The organism is Metamycoplasma salivarium (assembly GCF_900660445.2).
Taxonomy (GTDB): Bacteria; Bacillota_I; Bacilli_A; order Mycoplasmatales; family Metamycoplasmataceae; genus Metamycoplasma; species Metamycoplasma salivarium.
The window spans coordinates 479812-500749 of record NZ_LR214938.2 but is presented as its reverse complement, the minus strand read 5'-3'; the positions used below and the strand labels follow the sequence as shown (position 1 = coordinate 500749).

8 protein-coding genes are annotated in these 20938 nt (G+C 26.8%); 3 read left to right on the top strand and 5 right to left on the bottom strand.

All coding sequences use genetic code 4. The features are described 5' to 3' along the window. Positions 1–9: 9 nt before the first annotated feature. Complete coding sequence (locus EXC60_RS02190) at positions 10–507, top strand: hypothetical protein (RefSeq protein ID WP_024544233.1); 498 nt, start codon at positions 10–12, stop codon at positions 505–507. Positions 508–893: 386 nt separating this feature from the next. Here EXC60_RS02190 and EXC60_RS06580 read toward each other — a convergent pair whose 3' ends face one another. The 4 genes from EXC60_RS06580 to EXC60_RS06570 form a co-directional block, all read right to left on the bottom strand. Further along, positions 894–2363 (bottom strand): endonuclease/exonuclease/phosphatase family protein, encoded by a 1470-nt coding sequence (locus EXC60_RS06580; RefSeq protein WP_129619909.1) that lies wholly within the window; start codon positions 2361–2363, stop codon positions 894–896. A gap of 74 nt (positions 2364–2437) precedes the next feature. Further along, on the bottom strand, positions 2438–4450 hold the full coding sequence (uvrB, locus tag EXC60_RS02180) for an excinuclease ABC subunit UvrB (RefSeq protein ID WP_029670605.1): 2013 nt from the start codon (positions 4448–4450) through the stop codon (positions 2438–2440). An 84-nt stretch (positions 4451–4534) separates the two neighbouring features. Beyond that, positions 4535–10630 carry a lipoprotein 17-related variable surface protein gene (locus EXC60_RS06575; RefSeq protein WP_129619908.1) on the bottom strand — a complete coding sequence of 2032 codons (6096 nt, stop codon included), beginning with the start codon at positions 10628–10630 and terminating at the stop codon, positions 4535–4537. A gap of 112 nt (positions 10631–10742) precedes the next feature. Then, complete coding sequence (locus EXC60_RS06570; RefSeq protein ID WP_024544229.1) at positions 10743–11378, bottom strand: hypothetical protein; 636 nt, start codon at positions 11376–11378, stop codon at positions 10743–10745. Positions 11379–11623: 245 nt separating this feature from the next. Here EXC60_RS06570 and EXC60_RS02165 point away from each other — a divergent pair, with 245 nt between their 5' ends. Together EXC60_RS02165 and msrA are read left to right on the top strand one after the other, a co-directional pair. Beyond that, positions 11624–12388, top strand: coding sequence for a leucine-rich repeat domain-containing protein (locus EXC60_RS02165; RefSeq protein WP_024544228.1), 765 nt, complete (start codon positions 11624–11626; stop codon positions 12386–12388). Between the two features lie 117 nt (positions 12389–12505). Continuing rightward, positions 12506–12979: a peptide-methionine (S)-S-oxide reductase MsrA gene (gene msrA, locus EXC60_RS06565; protein WP_024544227.1), complete on the top strand. Its 474-nt coding sequence runs from the start codon at positions 12506–12508 to the stop codon at positions 12977–12979. 60 nt (positions 12980–13039) lie between these two features. Here the strand turns inward: msrA and EXC60_RS06560 are convergent, their stop codons facing one another. After that, positions 13040–20725: a hypothetical protein gene (locus tag EXC60_RS06560; RefSeq protein ID WP_129619907.1), complete on the bottom strand. Its 7686-nt coding sequence runs from the start codon at positions 20723–20725 to the stop codon at positions 13040–13042. Between the last annotated feature and the right edge of the window lie 213 nt (positions 20726–20938).

The following is a 20938-nucleotide window of genomic DNA, read 5'->3' as shown; positions in this document are numbered from 1 at the left end:
GGAGAAAATATGATTAAAAACAAAAAAAAGGTTTTATTCTTAGTAACACCATTACTTACAATTTCAAGTGTTGGACTTATAGCTGCACAATGTAACCCATTCAGTAAAAATCCAATTAAATTAGATAGTTCTCAAATTCAACAAATTAAAGACTCTTTTGCATTTGGTTTAAAACCTGCTGGAAAAACTTATTTTGAACAAGAATTTGAAAAATTAACACCAGATAAAAAATTAAGATATGGACACCCTTTTGCTATGATTGATGAATATTTAAAAATTAAAGCAAAAGAATACGACAGCAATGCTGTTGAACTTAAAAATGATAAAGATGTCAAAAAATACTTTAATTTAGATTTTATTAATGTTAATAATTTAGCTTGGGGTCATACACTAACTTTAAAATTTGACTTTAATCCCATTACTAAATTACCATTTATTCATTGGGAAGTTTCATGCTCGGCTTATGGGGTTGAAGGTTCTGGCGATGTTATTATGGAAGAATTATAATTTTAATTTGCAACAAAAAAAGCATAGCTCAAGCTATGCAATTTTTAGTTTTTAGCAATCTTATTTCCTTTTAAAACCTGAAATTGTGTGTTGGAAGGTAGCAATCTTAATTCTATTAAAATCATATTTGTCAATTGTTAAAGAAATGGTTCCATTTTTGTCATCAACTGTTTCATTACGACTTCAACGATAAAAATATTCTTTAGACTTGCTTTCTATAGAAATTTTTGATGTATCGACATTATGCGCATATGTTTTTGAATAATCTTTTGGGTTTAAATCTTCAATATTTGCTATTATATTTTCTTCATTAATTGCCTATTTTTTAGAGATATTTCACAATTAAAATCTTGTTTAATACATTTTTTTATTGCAATTCATAGCATTTAAAATTTAAGGTCTGAATAAACAGGACAATGGTCAGAAATTTGAGCATGCCATTTGCGAGGGCTTGAATCATATGAAAGCCCTAAATCCTTGCATTTATTTAATAACTCTTTATCTTTTTCAATATCTCACAATTTATAAATATAGCTACCAATTGTTTGAAACTTGGTTTTAGCAAATAATTTATCATAAGGTTGTGAATAAACATTAAAATTAGCACCGAGTGAAGATTTATATTTTTCTTCATCTTTAAAAAGCGATTTATACCCTTTTTGTTCAATATCGTCAAAGGCACCTTTTCTTTGATTTCCTAATTTAATATTAGTATCTCCACCAAAGAAAATATTTTCATTATCACCATCTAGCTCATCAAATTTATCTAAAACTTTTCTTAGATGCATAGCTTCTGCAACTTCTTGGCTTCCATTGCCACCATATCCTGAACTTACTTCATTAATTTTTGGATTGATACCCGGTCCATCAAAATGATTAAATACAAATGTAAATTTACGACTTGAATTTTTATGTTCAAATAATGCACCAAATGGTGGTCTTACATATTCACAATCATCTCTTCATTTAGATTTGAATTTTTCTTGATAGCTAAATCCTTTTTTACCATTAGTAAAATCTTTAACTTCTAATTTTGCTGAATTATAAATGATGCTAGTATATTCTGCTTGGTTTTTTCCTGCATAAACACCTTTTAGTCTTTTAGAAGTAATGTGTTTAAATTTTTTAGTTTTCTTAAATTCATTTAACTTTTTGACAATTTCTTCTAAACCTTGCATACTTTCAACTTCAGTTAACCCCATAACATCTATATCATAAGATGCAAGTCAATTAGCAATAAGATTAGCATGAACTTGATGTTTAGGTAAATTACCTAAATTGCATATATTTCAATGACCTCATCTTAATATTTCAGATTCTTTTTTAAAACCTGAAATTTTATATTTTCTAGTTCCTATGTTTTTGTTATTTATTTTATCAAAAAATGAAAGCAACACTTCAATAGTACCATTACCTAAATTTTCAACTCTTTCTATTTTTCAATCAACTTTTGTTTCATCAATTCCACTAATTAAAAAATCTTCTAATAGTTTTTCTTTTGTTACATTATTTTTGTATTTAGATGCAATGTCACTTGCATATTTTTTATCTTTTTCTTTAACATCAATTTGAAAATCTTTAATTAGTTCAGACATTGGAATAAATCCAGATACTAAATAATCTCTTTTGCCAACAACATTATTGTCAAAATCATAAAATGTAACACTAACTATAACACTAGTGTCATTAAATTTTTTTATACTACTAATTTCAACTTTAGCTAATGATTTGTCATAAGTTAAATTAAAATCATCTTTTGTTACATCTTCAACATTTTGTTGCTTATTTTTAAGTGAAATTTGAAAATTATCAATAATTTTATTTCAATTATTATTGCATGAAAAACTTATAAACATAGGAGAAGTGACTATAGGCACTATAAATAAAAAAGTCAAAAAAGTTCTCTTAATTTTCATAGTAGTATTATAAATTATTTAATTTCATTTTTAATTGTTTGAATATCGATACCAAGCTCCAATAAATGATCCCTAATTACAATAGCTTCTTCGAATTTGTTTTCTTTAGAGTACTTTTGCATTTCTTTAATTAAGTTGTTAATGTATTTGCGATTGTATCTTAAATCCTTAGCTTTTTCTTTAGATTCAAAGTATGATGCAATATCATCAACCAAAATTGCTGCTTGAATAGGTGCAGGAATTGGTTTTTTAATAGTTTTAGGAATAATATTATGTTCTTTATTAAATTTTTCTTGAATAGCACGTTTGTTTTGATTATCAATAATACATTTTTGCATTGATTCTGTGATTGTGTCGGCATAAAAAATAACTTTTCCATGGTCATTTCTAGCAGCACGTCCAACAATTTGAATTAAACTTCTCGTATCTCTCATAAATCCATTACTATCAGCATTTAAAATACAAATTAAACTAACTTCAGGAATATCAAGCCCTTCTCTTAATAAATTAATTCCAATTACAACATCATATTTTCCCGTTCTTAAAGCTTTAATAATTTCATTACGTTCTAATGTATTAAACTGATCATGAATATAAGCAGACTTTATGCTTTGTTCTTTTAAATACAAAGAGAGTTCTTCAGCATGTTTTTTAGTTGTTGTTAAAATTAATGTTCTTTCGTTTTTGGCAATTTGTTCTTTAATATGATCATAAATATCTTGAATTTGATTTTGTTTGGTTCTAATTTCAATGATTGGATCTACAAGTCCTGTTGGTCTTATTAGTTGACTAATAACTTCTCCATTAGTTTTGTTTAATTCATAATCACCTGGAGTTGCGGATAAATAAATTTTTGGAAAATGAAAATTTTCAAATTCTTGAAATTTTAAAGGTCTATTATCTAATGCTGAAGGTAATCTAAATCCATATTCAACCAATGTTTCTTTTCTTGATCTATCTCCATTATACATTCCATTAAGTTGTGAAATCATAATATGACTTTCATCAACAAATACTAATGCATCAGATGGTAAATAATCAAATAAAGTATATGGTCTTTGACCAGGTGCTCTTCCATCTAAATATCTTGCATAGTTTTCAATACCACTAGTAAATCCAAATTCTTGAATTGAATCTAAATCATTTAATGTACGATCTTTAATTCTTTGAGCTTCTAATAATTTATCACGGTCTTTAAAATATTTGATTCTTTCGTCTAATTCTTCTTTAATTTCAGCAACCATATTTTCTAAATAAATTGGATTAACTGTATAGGTAGTTGCTGGAAAAATAGTTAAACTTTTATGTGATTTTAAAACTTCTTTAGTAATAGGATTTATTTCAGAAATTTTTTCTATTTCATCATCAAATGTGTCAATTCTTAAATTAAAATCATTAGTGTATCCTGGTGCTATTTCATAAATATCACCTTTAATATCAAATTGACCACGATCTAATTCACCTTTGTTACGGTCATAAGCCATTTTAATTAATTTTCTTGTAAATTCTTTACGTGGAATCTTTTGTCCAACTTCAATTGGAAAAAAATTAGCACGATATTCTGTAGGATTATATTCACCATAAATAGCAGCAACTGATGCTACAACAATAGTGTCTCTTCTAATACTTAAAGCATTAATTGCAGACATTCTCATAGCTTCTAAAATTTTGTTATTTTGTGAAGTTTTTTCAATAAATAAATCTTTTGAAGGCAAATAAGCTTCGGGCTTGTAATAATCAAAATACGAAATAAAATATTCCACTCTATTCTCAGGAAAAAAACCTTTTAATTCAGAATATAGTTGACTTGCTAATGTTTTATTATGGCTTAAAATTAAAACAGGTCGATTTGCTTTTTCAATTACATTTGCAATAGTAAAAGTTTTACCAGAACCAGTAACACCCAAAAGCACTTGATGTTCTTTATGTTCTTCTAATCCTTCTAATAAATTTGCAATAGCTTCAGGTTGATCCCCTGCCGGTTTGTAATCGCTAACTAACCTAAATATTTTTTGATCATTACTCATATTAATATAATTTTAACTTAAAGTAACTTATTAAATTTAGAAAATAAAACACGGAAATCCGTGTTCAGCTTTTATTTATCAATATTATGATGTATATTGAAAATAATAATTTGGTTGGAGTTCTGGTCTATGTGAATGTTGATTTTCATAACCATCATGTCTATTTATAGCTTTATATCTAGGAAGATAATTTAAAGCGTTTGATTTATGAGTTGCCAAAATTGATGCTAATTGTGTGTCTGAAGTTCCTTTATTTAATTCTGCATACAATCAATGTCTATAACCGTCTGCTTCTTCACATAATGGTCCACGCCCTCTAGAATTTAAACAATAAGCACAAACAGTAAATGTATTTTGTCATCTCATTATTTCAAAGAAATTATAAAAACTTCTTGACATTGTTTGATTTTGAAAAGTTATTTCTTCATAACCTAAAGTACCATTTTGAGCTCTTGATGTTACAACTTTTTTCTTATAATCAAATACATAAGTTGCTACTTTTGAAGTTGTATCATAACTCAATGTTTTACTTGTTATATTACTATCAACTACTGTAGAATCATACTTGAAGAATAATTTCATATTCGCTAGTTTCTGTGTTTGATTGCCATTTGCAAAATTTGTAAGTACTTGATTCATAATTGATTCTAAATACGTAATATCATATGAAATTCCATAAGTAAAACCAAATGTATCATCTTTTTTAAAGTTAGAAAATTCAACTTCTTTTTCTTTTGAAATATTTGACCCAACGTGTGTTATTTTTGCATGAACTTTTAATTTTCCTGTTTTATCGTTAGGGTCTAATCAATAATAACTTAGTTGATATCCTGAAGGAAGGGCAGCAGAAGTCGTTGTTATATTAGCATCAGTTACTGTTGAAGCAAGTTTGCTTTTATCAGTAATATCAAACGTTAAATCATTTAGAAGACTATCAATATTTTCAGAAATCCTTGCTTTGATTTGTGTTTCAAAGTCTACTTCAATATTTTTTTGTGCTGACGAGGTATATGGATGATGTGTATCTTCAAAATTATTTGGTCTATTTAATTGTTTAAAAATCCTATACCCAAATTTTACTTTGTATCCATTAATAGAATAATCACTAGCTTGTTCTGAAAACTGAATTGTTTCATCTCCTGTATAAACATAATCAATATATTTTCTAACCTCAGCATCTTTATCACTAGCAGCTAAAATTTTGTCAAGAATTTCTTGTGCCGAAGTGACATTAAGATTATTTTTAGCAGTTGCACTTGCAATTTGAGTAGGTATATAAACTTTAAATTGTGTAGGTATTGAATTTAATGTAATACTATTTCTAATTGTAGAATCTTGTTTTGAAATCATTGTAATTCTTGCAAATAATTTACCATCAACGTCATTAGGATTTGTTTCTACCAATCAATCATATTTGTTTTGATCAAATCCGGCTTGTGATGAAGTAACTGTAAATGAACTCATTGCTTTAGCAACTTCAGATGCAAATGTTGTTGTAGCAGTGCTTTTAACACTATTCGCTAAGTCAAATGTTAATGTAGCAAAATCTTTATCCAAATTCTTCTTCAATATATTTGTGAAATCAAATTCTTTAGTGTCTTCTTTTGAAATTATTCCAGTTTTATTATCACTTGGAGCATCATTAATAGGGACATTAACATTCATTGTATATTTAAAAATAAGTTTATTTCCATTTGTTGTTAAACTTGGATTTGTTAATGAGAATGTATGTGCAGCGTTTGGTGCTGAGTAATTATCTAACATAGTTTGCAAATCACTCAATATTTGTCATGCATCAGTTTTATTAGAGAATTTATCCAACACATCTTGCATTGAACTAATATTAGGAATGTCAGTTTTCAAATTACCTTTTAATAAATTATCATTTGTAATTTGATATGGATCAAATCCAGTAACTTGTTGATAATCTGAATAAAATATAGAACCAGACGCTTTATCTTTTATTTCAGCTCTAACAAGTGCAGTTCCAGTTTTATAATTTAATTTTCTAGTTGATGCTTCAATTCCAATTACTTCATAATTTGGAAAATCTGCTCAAGTGTGAGGTGATTTTAACGTAAATGTGAAACTTGAATTATTAATCATATCTATTCTTGGTTTTGGAGTTTGATAATCAATTTGCAAGTTAGCTTTCAAATTATTGAATTCTTTATTTTTATTATTAATAATAATATCGGTAAATGAAACAATTACTTCTTTTGCATACTCAACATGTTGAGTAGTTGAAGCAGCACTACTTAAAATGACATCTTTTTGTACAGTATAATGGAAAATTAATTCATATTTATTTGCAGGATTTTTAGTAACTGTAATTGAATTATCTTTCAATGTTCAACCATTATCAGTTGGATAATTAATATTTTCAGTTATGTCTTTATATTTATCGCCTGAAAGATAATCATCTAGGTTTGTAATTTTTCCATCATTTTTTGCAGTTACACTTAATTGTTTTGTAGGTGCATCCTCTTTAAAGTTTCTTAAAGTTAAATTAGTTGTAGAAACAATTTGTGATTGCAATAATTTAGTTTTAATAACTAAATCTATTTTAACATCTTTATTAATATCAGATTTATCGGTGTTTGCAAAAGAAAGATCAAAATATTTTGAATCTAATGTGTTAGTTAAAGTTCAATCACTATTTTCATTATAAGTTGATGCTAATTTATCATGATTATATCCATCATATGTAGCAACTCTACTTTGCGCATAAGCAACATATTGTTGAATTTTTGTATTGTGATTTGCAATAATTGGAGTAGCAAATGAAACATTGATTGTTTTTGTAACAACAACATTTTCTTTGACATAAGTATTATCTGCATTTTTTTTAACAATTATTTGTTTTGTTAAAGTATAAGTTAAAACTAATTCTTCAATATTATTAGCATTAGCTTTTTTAGCGTGGTCAATTTTATATGTTATGTTTGTTAATTGACTATCATCAAAAATCCCATATTCTTCGAGTTTTGCTTTTAATAAAGCATCTTGTAATCCACTGGTTGCATCTTCAATTTCATGTGTTGACATTAAATCATTGATTGCAGATTTTGCAGTATATTTAAGAACATTAGATGATGAAATACCATCTAAGTTAAATCCATTTAAAGTAACAATTTTGGTTACTTCAATATTAGTTTCTCTATGTTTTAGAATTGCAGTAATTGTTAATGTACCGTTTTTATCATTTGGATCTAATAATGAATATACAAGTTCATAATCTGATGGGATAGTAGGAGTTGCAGTAATATCACTTTCAACTACTGTTGATGCTAATCTTGATTTGTTTGTAACATCTAAAGTTAAAGAATTCTTTAGTTCTTCTAATTTTTCATTGATTTTAGCTTTAATTTGTGTTTCAAAATCAACTATAAATTTCTTCATGTTTGTTACATGACTTTGAGTTGTGGTGTCTTCAAAATTATTTGGATCATTTAATAATCTATCAATTTGATATTCAATTTCTATTTTATAAAGTCCTATACGTTTGAAATTCATTGGGTTTTTAATAAATTCAATAGTATCATCCCCGTTATATGTGTAATCTACATATTTTTTTATCATTTCATTCGCAGGATTAGAACTTGTTATTATTTTGTTAATAATATCTAAAGTAGAGGTTTCACTAATATTATTTTTAGCGGTAGCATTTTCAATTTGGCCTGTTTGATAAGTCTTAAATTGAGTACTTAAATTATTTAAAACAATGCTTTTCTTGATTGTTGGGTCTTGTTTTGAAATCATTGTAATTCTTGCAAATAGTTTGCCTTTAACATTATTAGGATTTAGTTCTACTTCTCAATCATAATCATTTTGATTAAATGAAGCATCAGACGAAGTAACTTTAAATGAAGAAATATTAGCGGCAACTTCTGAAGGCAAAGTTGTTGTAGCATTCGCTTTTACTTCATCAGAAAAATCAAATGTTAATGAGCTTATAACATCATCAATTTGTTTTTTGAAAACGTTTGTAAAATCAAATTCTTTAGTATCTTCTCTTTCAATTTCAGTAGTTTTATCATCAGTCGGAGCATCATTTGCAGGAATTGTTGCAATAATTTTGTATTTTAATACTAATTTGTTGCCATTGATTTTTAGATCAACAATTTCTAATCTGTGATTTGTTACATCAGCTGTTGGTTTAACAAAATTATCAAGCATTGTTTGCAAAACATTAAATACTTGATCTGGATCAGATTTATTAGTAAATTTATCTAATACTTGTTGCATTGTGTGAACATCAGATAGATTTGTTTTCAATGTTCCTTTTAATAAATTATCATCAGTAATTGCAAATGGTAAAAATCCATCAACAAGTTCCATTTCTGAACTTGTAATAGTGTTAGTTTTTTTGTCTTTAATTGTTGCTTTGATGAACAATTTACCATCTTTATAATTAAATTTTATTGAAGATGTATCAACACCAACAATTTCGTAATTAGGAAAATCAGTGGCAGTAAAAGGTGCTTTATAATCAACAGTAAATTTAGAATTATCAACTTTATCAATTCTAGGTTTTGTGCCTTGGTATCCAATTACAATATTTGCTAATAATTTTGAAAATTCATCACCCTTGTTTTTATTAATAATGCTTGCGTAAGAAACTTTTACTTGGCCATTATGTGATAACAATTGAGTTGTTGCTGATAAACTACTTTCAACAACGTTTTTTTCAACAACATAATTAAAAATCAAAGTTTTTTCATCTAAAGGATCTTTTTGAACAGTAATAGAATTATCTTTTAAAGTTCAACCATTGTCGCTTGGATAATTAATATTTTCAGTTATGTCTTTGTATTTATTAGGTGCAAGATAATCATCTAGGTTTGTAACATGACCATCATTTTTTGCTGTCACACTTAATTTCTTTGTTGGTTTATCTTCAAAAAAGTCTAATAAAGTTAAATTAGCTTGCGATGAAATCTCGGTTGCTAATAATTTGGATTTTACAACCATTCTTAACTTAACTTCTTTGTTAGTATCAGATTTGTCGACTTGTTCAAAGGTGATTGTAAAATATTTGCTATCTAATGTTTTATCAATCTCTCAATCATTATTTTCATCATAAGTTGATGCTAATTTATTGTGGTTATATCCTTGTTTTAACGCAATTTTTGAATTTACATAACTAACATAGTCTTGCATTCTAGCATTATGTTCAGAAACTATTGCAGTTTCGAATGAAACTTTAATGGTTCTTTCTTCTATCAAAGTACCATATTTAAATGAATTATCATCATTTTTGCCAATAATAACTTGTTTTGAAACTGTATATGTTAAATTTAATTCTTCAATATTATTATCAGAAACTTTTTTAGCACTTCTAATTTCATAGGAAAGTCCATTCAATAAACTATCATCAAATGAGCCATATTCTTCAAGTTTAGCTTTTAAAGTCCCTCCCTGCAAGGTAGCTGTTGCATTTTCGATTTCATGTGTTGACATTAAATTTGCAATTAATGATTTAGGTGTATAACCCAAAACAGCTGATGCAGGAATAGTATCTTTTTTAAAATTAGGAATTGTTTTTTCAACTGTTTTAGTAACGTTTGGATCTTCTTTGCTTGTAACTGTGGTAACAACTTTAAGTTCACCAGTTTCATCGTTTGGAACTAATTTATGGGTAATATCATACTTGTCTTTATTAGGATCGGTGATTGGTGACAAATTACTTTCTGTAACTTCTGAAGGCAATTTATTTTTGCCATTTACATCAATATTTAAGTTCTTAATAAAATCATTTAATTCTTTTGCTTTTTGGTTAGCAGTAAATCCAATTAAAGTAAATTGTCTTGTTTCGGTTTTGCCGAATTTTTTGGTTAATGTAACTGTTAAAATGACATTTTGCAAATCATCTGATAATGAAAGCTCTAATTTGATATCTTTTGCAACACTATTTATATTTTTGTAGTTAAATCTTTGTTCAAAATAAGTTTGAAAAACAGGTGTATCAAATTTTAATCCATCATTTTCTCATTTATTTTTAAAATCAATTGCTGAATATGGAATTGCAACAGGGTTTCCTGAACCATCAACCTTGTTTTTAACAACCATATATTTCAAAACATTTCTAAAATAAAAATATACAACAGTCGTTGTAGTAGCAGCCACTGCTGCAATCGAAAGTGCCAATATGGCATTTTTTCTTTTTTTGTTTGACATAATTTTTCCTTTTCTTTAATTTTTTTAGAATTTTTAAGTTTTTTTAAAAACCTTGCATATAAGTAAAAAATAGGCATTGTTGCCTATTAAAATTAGATAACTTTAGTTGCACCTAAAATAAAATAATCAATAAGATATTTAGAACAATTAAGAAAATTAATATTCCTGCTAATGTTCAAATTAAAATTGATCATTTGTCTTTTGGCTTAGGTTCTTCTTTAACGGCTGTAACTGTTGGGTCTTTAATAACAACAAATTGAGTTTTTTCGACAACTTCAGGTACGTTTGCTAATAAATCAACTTTTGGTTCTTCTTTCTTTTCAATTTTTTCAGGTTTTTCATCTAAAACCATGTCAACAAGATTGTTTTCTTGCAAGAAGTTAATAGCATTTTTGTTTTCAACTTTTTTGCTTTCTAATTCTTGTACAATAACTTTAGCTTTGTCAACATTAACAGATCCACGATATGCACCATCACGGTGGAATCATACTCTTGTATTCTTATTAGTTGTTTGACTAATGGCAATAAATTCTTTAACTGCATCTAAAAATTCAGTAAATTTTTTTACATTTTTAGAATTTGCCATTTTGAAATTGAAATAGATATTTTCTTTATCTTTTGTATCTCATTTTTCAGAAATGTAAAATCTTTGTAAACCACTAGTTTTCTTTTTACCTAAGTTGGCTTCTTTATTTAGGTCTTTGGCTTTAATTGTAGTAGTGGTAGTTTTGGTTTTTTCGGTAGCCATTTTTTTATACTCCTATGATGTAATTTAGTGTTCACATTATATTACTTTTTAATTTAATAGATATTACAACAATAAAAATCAATGTTTTTTGCTAAAAATATGCTTGTATTAAGGCATTTTAATTGCATTTTTCAATAAAAATGTTTAATTTATGAATAGAATTCATACAAATTTCATAGAAAATTGAATGCAGTTTGCATGCACATTTACTTTTCACATAAATAAATAAGGAGATATGGTAAAATATGAAAATTATGAAAAATAGAAAGACATTAATTATTTCAGGTTTATCAATTATTACTCCACTTGCTTTTGCTTCATTAGCTATATCATGTGGTTGCAATGGAGAAAAAGCAAATGCTTACGGAGTTAATTTATTGAGTAAACATTTTAAATATGATAAAGTCACCAAAACTAGTACATTAGATCTAAGTAATACAAACATAACTCACATTAAATCAGGAGCTTTTAATGGAAATTTCTTAGCAAGAGTTGCACAACAAAAAGATTTTCCTATTAAGGATTTAGTTCCATCAGAAAATAATCCAGGAAAATTACCAAAAATTGATAAATTAATCTTACCTAAATCACTTGAATATATTGGAAAAGATGCATTTTCTAATTTACAAATAAAAGAAATTGACTTTAATGGAAATACTTCTTTAAGAATGATTGATAGAAATGCATTTTTAGGTAACAATCTAGTAAGTCTAACTTTACCTAATGCAAATCTTGAAATTAAAGAAAATGCTTTTGCTGAAAATGCATTAACTAACATAAACTTAGGAAAAATCACAAAAGTTTCCGATGGTGCTTTTTCAAGAAACAAAATTGCAGAACTAACTTTACCTGAAACATTGACTGAAACATCTTTAAATGCATTTACACCACAAGATGAAAACATTACTAAAACAAAGCTTATTGTAAAAAATGCAAGTCTTTATCAAAAACTTGTTGAAGAACTTAATGTCTCACCATATAAAAACAAACTAGAAATTGCTAATACTTAATTTTTAATTAATCTTGGAATGCACAACCTAAAATTGTGTATTTTTTATATGTAAATTGTAAATTTTAATATATGATAATTTTTGACTTTTTTAAATAACTGCTTAAGGAGGTTTAATATGAAAAAGATATATTTTGCTGGTGGTTGCTTTTGAGGTGTTCAAGCATTTTTTAAAACAATTAAGGGTGTTATAAAAACTGTTGCTGGTTATGCAAATTCTAATGTTAAAAATCCTTTATATTCAGAAGTTAAATCACAAACTACTACAGCTGTTGAAACAGTTGAAGTTACTTATGATGAAAATATTGTTTCTTTAAATACTTTAATTAAAAAATTTTTTAAAGCAATTGATCCAACTGCATTAAATTTTCAAGGTCCAGATTATGGAACTCAATATCGCAACGGAATTTATTATGTTGATGAAAGTGATGAATCTATAATTAAATCTAAAATCACTAAACTAGCTAAAAATATTAAAGGTAAGATCGTTACAGAAATTTTACCTTTGCAAAATTTTTATATGGCTGAAGATTATCATCAAGACTATATTGACAAACATCCTCAAGCATTTTGCCACATTAAATTAAAATAATTTTTTGAAACAAAAAACCTCCCTGATTACAAGGAGGTTTTTTAATTTTAGCGAAATAAATTATCCAAAAAATTGGTCAAACTCTATAGCTTGAAATTGAAACTCATTGATAATTCCTCTCATACTTTGCATTTGATTTCACCCTTCATCACTCATTAATCAATTTCAACAATCATCTCTTATCATCCTAATATATGGGTAATTATTATAATTGTATACAGTACCAAAATAATTAATAGGTGATAGTCCACCACCGCCACCATTTATATATCAATTCGCTAATGTATATGCTCTACCTTTAATATTAGAAGGAATCGAATTATTTTTAATAATTACATTAAATTTATCATAATTGCCACTATAACCGCATAAAACACGTCCAATAGAATAACTTGTTATCATTATTGTTCACATTTCTCTAAGTCTTTGAAGTCTTTGAGCAGCTAAAGTAACTAGACTATTGTAATTTGAGTTATTAATTTCTGTTTCTTTTGCTAATAATTCTTGATATGTAAAACTATTAATTTGAGGTTTATCATTAAAATAGGATTGAACTCAATTTCATTGATTATATTCGGTATTTGTTAACAATGAGAAATATCTTGATTGTACAGGAATATGATTTATATCAAATCATTTTTGGAATCAAGGTGTATCAAAATGATATCTCGCACCACCAGTTGTAAATCACTCTTTGATTTGTTTTATCTTACTATGAATTCTAATTTTATTGTCACATATTGCTGAAATTGTAGTTTTTGCATTAGTTAAAGCAGTAACTGTATTATCATAATCAACTTTTAATGAATTATGATTATTAAACACATCTCGTGCTGCTTGCAATGCATTAGCAAAAGTTATATATTCAGGTTCATCAACTTTCATATAAGATTTAATAACATGGTCTCTACCTTCAACATCCTTAATTAAATCTTCTAACGCTTTACGTGAAGCAAGTTTCATTCCATTAAGACCATTTGCCGCATGATATTTACTTTCAAGGTTTTCTCTTGCTGCTTTATAATCATTTGGTACATTTGCATCAGTATTTTTTACTGCTTTAGCATGAATTAATGCTTCTATAAACTCTTGTTTTTCAGAATCACTCAATATAAAGTCAGTAGCTCCATTTAATACATCAGCTTTTTGAATTCATTCATTTAAAGTATCAAATTCAGTTTTAGCAGAATTTCATAATCCTTCTTGAGTATTGAATATTTCATCGATTTTTGTTGCAAGATTTGAAAGCTCATCTTTTTTAGTGCTTGATTTAAAAATGTTTTCAACTTGATTTTTAATGTTGTTTGCATAGTCTCCAACTATTTTAAACAATACTTTTGTTAAAGAAAATCCTGGATTTTCAGATGCATGACCTTTAAAGATATCATTCTTTTCTTTTAATTTAGCTTGTATTTGTTTTTGTAATTTGACAACTTCTAACCAGTTGTCAAATTCAACTTTTGTTTGATTGCAGAAATTTGTTAGTTCTTCAACCAATTGATTAATAGTATTAATTGTTGCATTGTTTAATCTTGTATATGCATTATCAATTGTTGATTTTCTATTTGAATACTCATCAACTAATGGATTCTTATATGCTGGATCACTATACAATTCAAATGATTGAATTTCATCAATTTTGTTTTTAATTTCATGATTTTTTAATAAATCTAATAATGTTTTGATATTTTCTTTCTTATATCCTAGTAATATTTCATTAGCTTTATTTTCAAATTCAGATTTTTTACTATTTAAAGCATTTTTTCTAGTTTGAATGTCTTGTTCAGGAATAGTAAATTCTAATTTGTTGGCTTCAAGAAATGGATTTAACTCATTTCTAAAATCTCTTACTTTAGCTTCATAAGTAGGATTATTTGTTACAACGTCTAATTTTGAAGAAAGCTTGTTAAAGAAAGTTAACAATTGTGCTTGTTCTTTTAATGCAGGAACAATTTTTGCTAAATCTTCCAATTTTTTAGTTTCATCTTTAATTGTACTTCATGCTAATTGTCTTTCATTAGGGTCAATTTTTGAAAAACTTAAAATTGAATTAATGTGATCAATTATTTTTTGTTGATTTTGATCGTTTGAATCCAACTCATTTTTTAAAGTTTCAAGCACAGCAGCTTTTGCGGCATTTTCCTTACGTGCTTGTTTGAATAAATCATCTCTATTCTTAGCTTTATCTTTAATTTCCTCTAATTTAGTTTGATTGAACTTATTAGTTTTTAATTCATTGATAAAACCTGATTTTTCAGGATTATTGATATAGTGTAATCCATTAACATAATCTTTAACTTCATGATATTTCAATAATCCTTCAACTTGTGATTCTAAATCAGTAATTTTTTCTAACAATGTTTCAGCATCATTTTTAGCAGAAGCATGTCCTTTAGCTTCTGCGTCTTGTTTTACTTGAGTTGCTAAACTTTTAGCATTTTGCAATTTAGTTTTAGCTTCATCAACTTTTGTTTTATCTTCAAAATCATTTTCAACTATTGATTTAGCGGTATCAAAATCTCTATTTGCTTCTTGAAGTTTTTGTTTAATTGAGGATTTAATACGATTTATTTTAGCTTCTGTATCAGAAATTGCTTCAGCAATATTTTGCTTTAATGTTTCTGCTTCTACTTTTTTGGTAGAATAATTTTTAGTAGTTGCTTTGGTTAATGTAGTTTCAACTTTAGTTAAAGCATCATTTAATTTTTCAACAGCTTTTTGAAGTTTTTCAATATTTTCTCCAGCATCAGTTATTGCAGTTTTAGCTTGTTCAAAAGCAGTATTTGCTTCATTATATGCATCTTCTACTTCTTGTTTATTTTCATTTTGAACTCTATTTAATTCACCTAATTCACTAGTTATTGCATCGGTGGCTTGTTTTAATTTATCAAGTTCTTGGTTGATAGCAAAAACATCCTTATTTTCAGGTTTACTTTGAATTTCAGAATGTTTTGCAATTGCTTTTGTATTAAGCTCTTGCAAGGCTGCAATTTTTTCAGTAGATAAATCAATGTTACCTTTAGCATCTATTGCTTCCTGTTTAGCATCGTTAACTCTCTTAATTTCATCTTTAATTTCTTGAACAACTGCGTCAATTCTATGTTGTTCATCTTCTTGTGCTTGTCTTAGTTTTTCTTGTGCTGCTAAAAGTTCATCATCTGCTTTTTTAACTAATGCATGAGCTTCATCTTTTTTTGTTCTATAACCTTTATCTTCAGCAAAAGTTTCAGCTTCCTCTGCAGTTTGTTTAGCTTGATTTAATTTCTCAATAGCTGCAGTTATTTTTGCAACATTTTTATCAGTAATTGCTTGTGATTCATTAACAGCTTCATTAACAGCTGTTTCAGCATCAATAACTTTCTTAGTTACTTCTCTTTTGATTCTTTCTAATTCACTATTTTTGTTACTATGTGTAGTTTCTGAAGTAGTAATTAAATCATTTAATTTTTTAAGTAATGGTTTAAGTTCTTCATTTAATATGTTTTTAGAAATATTATGCGTTGAATGAACAGCTTCAGCTGCATTAATTTCTGCTTGCAATAAAGGCAATTTTTGTTCTAATTCATCAACTTTTGTTAAGTCTTTAACATCATCTAATTTAGATTGAAGAGAAGTCATCGCATCAGTTAATGCTTGTTTAACTTGTCTTATACGTTCTTGTTCAGCTTGATTTAATGAATCAATTTTTTCTTTGATTTGACGTTGTTTTTCAATAACTTCATTTAATTTAGGCTCAACATTTTCAGTATTTTCATCATGTTCATTAGTTTCAATTTCCTCTTTAACTTTTCCCAATGCTTTTTTAGCATCTTCTAGTTGAGTATTTGCAGTTTCTAATTTTGAAACATCATTTGATGATTCTACTTCGGTTGCTTTATCTAATGCTTGTTTTGCTTTTTTCAAAGCTTTTGTAATGTTTTCATTAATTTTTGCTATTTTTTCATTATTAGCAATTTCTAATTGTTGTTTTTCATTTTTAGCTGTATTAACTAATTCTTTTAAAACTTTTAATCTTGTTTTAATAGAATCAATGTTTTTATTAGCAGCAGTATCATATTCAGGAATTTTTGTTTCTGTAGTTTGAATAGTTGCTTCTAATGTTACTAATTTTTGCTTTAAGGTTTTAATTTTATCTTTATTATCTTTAGCATCAGTTAATGCATTTTGAAGATTAGTTTTTAAAGTATCTAATGCTTCTTCAACTTGCCTAATACGATTATTTTCTTCATTTAGTTCATGATCAACTACATCTATTTTATCTTGCAATGTTTGTTGTAATTGAGTTAATTTATCAAGTTGAATTTGATATCCTTTGGCTGTAACTTCTTGTTTTAAAGTTTTTAGTTCTTCTAATATTGCTTTTAATTCATTTAATGATTCTGTAAGCTTAGACTTTTCTTTTGAACTAATAGCATTATCTGCTTTAGTTGAAGCTGTAGTAATTTTAGTTTCTAATGCGGATACCTTATCTTCAATTTCTTTTTTATCCAATTTTAATTGTGCTAATTTAGAATCATAAGTTGATTTTGCATTATCAAATACCATTTTAAATTGTTGATAATTAGGATTTGTTTTTGTTTCGTCATGTTGATCAACAATCTTTTGATTTAAAGTTGTTGCTGTGTCAATTACAACTTTTAATGCATCTAATGTAGTTTGTTTTTCATCTAATGTGTTTGCATTATTAACATCATTTAACTTGTTTTGCAAGTTTGCTTTTGCTTGATCTAATTCTAATTTTAATTGAGCAATTCTTTGTCTTTCTTGTTCTTCTTCATTTTTCAAAGCTTGCAATCTTTGATTTGCAGCTGCAAGTTTAGTATTTAACTCTTGTTTTAATGCTTTAGCCTTATTTTCAAGTTCAGTATATTCGATTCCTTTTGCTTCATTTTCAGAAGCAATAACTTTTTCAATTGCTTTCTTTATATCAACAATTGCTGACTTAACTTCAGCAATTGTTGATTGATGATCATCAAATTTCTTCATTGCTGCTTCGGCTAAAGTTTTTGCAGTTTCAAAATTTGCATTAGCAGTTGCACGTTCTTGTTCAATTTGAGTTTTTAATTGTTCTAATTGTTGTTTTTTATTATTAGCCTCTGTTAATTTACTATCAAATGCATCATATTCCACTTGATATTTAGCTTTATTTTCTTCAATTTGAGTTTTAAAAGTGTTTGCATTTTCAATTATTGGATTAACTTCTAAAAGAATTTCTTTAGCTTTTTCTAAATTATGAGTTTTAGTTAATGCATCATCAATTTTTGTAATAGCTGTGCTTAATTTAGTTGTTTGTTCATTAATTTTAACTTTTAATGCGTCAAGATTTTTTTGTTCAACTTCATCAATTTTATCTTTTAAAGTAGATTGTTTATTTTCAGCTTCTTCAATTTTTTGTTCAAGTTCTTGTTTTGCATCATTTAAATTAGCTTCACCTGCTTGTTTTGCTGCTTCTTTAGCATCTTCAATTGCTTTATCTAAATCTTTCTTAGCATCTTTTAATTTTTCTAAGTCTTCACCATTTAAAGCTTCATCAACTTTTTCAGTAGCTTTTTTAAGATCTTCTTTGGCTTTAATAATAGCTTCACGAGCTTTAGTTTCTTTTTGTTCTAAGTCTTGTAATTTTGCCTTAGCTTCTTCTAATTTAGTTTTAGCATCATCAATTTTGCTTTTAAAGTTATTAGCTTCAGGTGCTAACTTAGGTTCGTCTTTAACTTTGTCATATAATTCGTCTGCTTTTTCAATTGCTTTTTTGTAATTTTCAATTGCAGTTGAAATTGTATCTTTATTATTTGTTGCTAATGCGGTTTCAAGTTCTTGTTTTTTAGCATCTAAGTTTTGAATTTGTTCAGCAATTTTTGTCTTAAGTTCAGCAATTTTTGCTTCTTTTAGTTCAACTTTTTGTTTTTGAGTGTTAATTGTATCAAGTCAGGTTGAAACTTCACTTAATTTATCATTTATTTTTTGTGTTAAAGTAGGATCAACAGCTGCTTTTGTTTTAACTTCATTAAGTTTTGTTCGAGATTCGGTTAGTTTAGTAATTATTTCTTGTAATTTAGCTTTGTCATCACTTTCTTTGTTATCTTTTGCTTCAGAAATAGCAGCATCAGCTTGTTGCAATGCTTCATTAACTTCTTGAGTTAATGCATTATGTGCTTGTTCTAATTCTTCTAATCTTCTTTGTGATGATGTTTTTTCTTCATTTGCTTTAGCAATTGATTGTTTTAAAGCTTCAACTTCTACTTGAATTTTTTCTTTTTGAGAAAAATTATCATAGTTTTCAACTAAAGCATTTGATTTTTCTATTTCTTGAGCTAATTTTTTTAACGCTTCTTTTAATGGAACAATTGTTGTTGCATTTTTAGTTTCTTCTACTAATGCGTCAAGATCTTGTTTTTGTTTTGCAAGTCTTTGCTTTGCATCATTAATTTGAGTTTCAACTTCAATTTTTTGTTGTTCAACCAATTCTAAGATTGCTTTAGCTTCTTCAATTTTTTGTTCAAGTTCAGAAGCTTCATCATCTAATTTAGCAGTTTTTGCTTTTTCTAAAACTTCATTTCCTTTAGTAATTGCATTGGTTAAAGAAGTAATAGCATTATTTAAATCATCATATTTATTGGAATCTCTAGCAGCTTTACCTTCTAAAATAGCAGCATTTAATTTTTGAATTGCTTCAGAAATTTCTTGTTTTAATTGATTAATTTCATTTTCTTTTTGCACTTTTTTAGCTTCTAGTTGTGTCTTAGCTTGAGCTAATTTATCTAATGATTCTTGTAATTTGGTTTTAGCTTCATCAACATGCAATCTTTCTGCTAGTTTTTTAGCTTCTTCTCCTTCTTTTCTTAAAGATTCATATTCTGCTAAATTTTTGTTAATGTCTTCTAAAGATTCTTCTTGATTAGCTTTTTCAATTGCTTTATCAACTTTCTCAGCAAATCGATTAGCATAGTCCTTTAATGCTTCTTTTTGTTGCTCATCATTTTGCTTAGATTTTAATTCCTCTAATCTAGCAATTTCAGTGTTGATTTTTGCAATTGCATTATCTAATTTAGAAATTTCATCACTTAGATTGTGATTTTTAGCATCTTGTTTATATCCATTTGCAATTTCTTTTAAGTCTTTAAGTTTGTTAATAAAATAATCAAATTCAGGTGTAATTGATGCTTTTGAAGAATCTTCCAAAGTTTTGTTAATTAAAGCAATAATTTCATTAATTCTTGATCTAACTTTGTCTTTATTTTTTAATAGACCATCTAATTTTGCTTGAGCTCTAGCTAATGCTTCTTCTGCTTCTCTTGTAGATTTTTTTAATTTTTCTTTAGCATCAGAAAGTTGTTTTTGTTTATCTTGATATTTACCTAAATTGTTAATAGATTCATCTAAAATTGGTTTTAAATTCTTTGAACGTTCAATGTTTTTCTTTAAAGTTTCAATTTGCTTTTTATAATCATCAATACTTAAATTTTTAGAAACATTTTTTGTTCCTTGATTCAATGCTTGAATTAAAGCATTTGTGTATTCTAAAATGTATTTAAACTTTTTGTCAGTTTTTGAATCTCATGTACTTGGTTTTTGATTGATTGAGTCATCCTGTGAAATACCTTTATCCAAAATATTACTATGAGGTGTTGGATTTGGAATCACATTTTTTCTACTATAAATTATCCCAGTAGCTGTAGCAGATGCAGCAAAAATTGCAACTCCTGCTCCTAGAATAATTGCAGTCTTTTTCTTTTTAGAAATATCCATAATTTTCCTTTTTTTGTTTAATATGATTAGTATATTTTAGAAAAAAAAAAAAAAAACGATATTTTTAGTGGGTGTTTCATAAAAAAATGCTAATAAAATTGACAAAATCGGAATAAAAAGTGTTAAAAATAAAAATAAATTTTATTTTTAGACGAATTTTGCTATTAAAAAGATAAAAAAAGTAGCAAATTTTGCCACCTTAAAGTGTGTAAA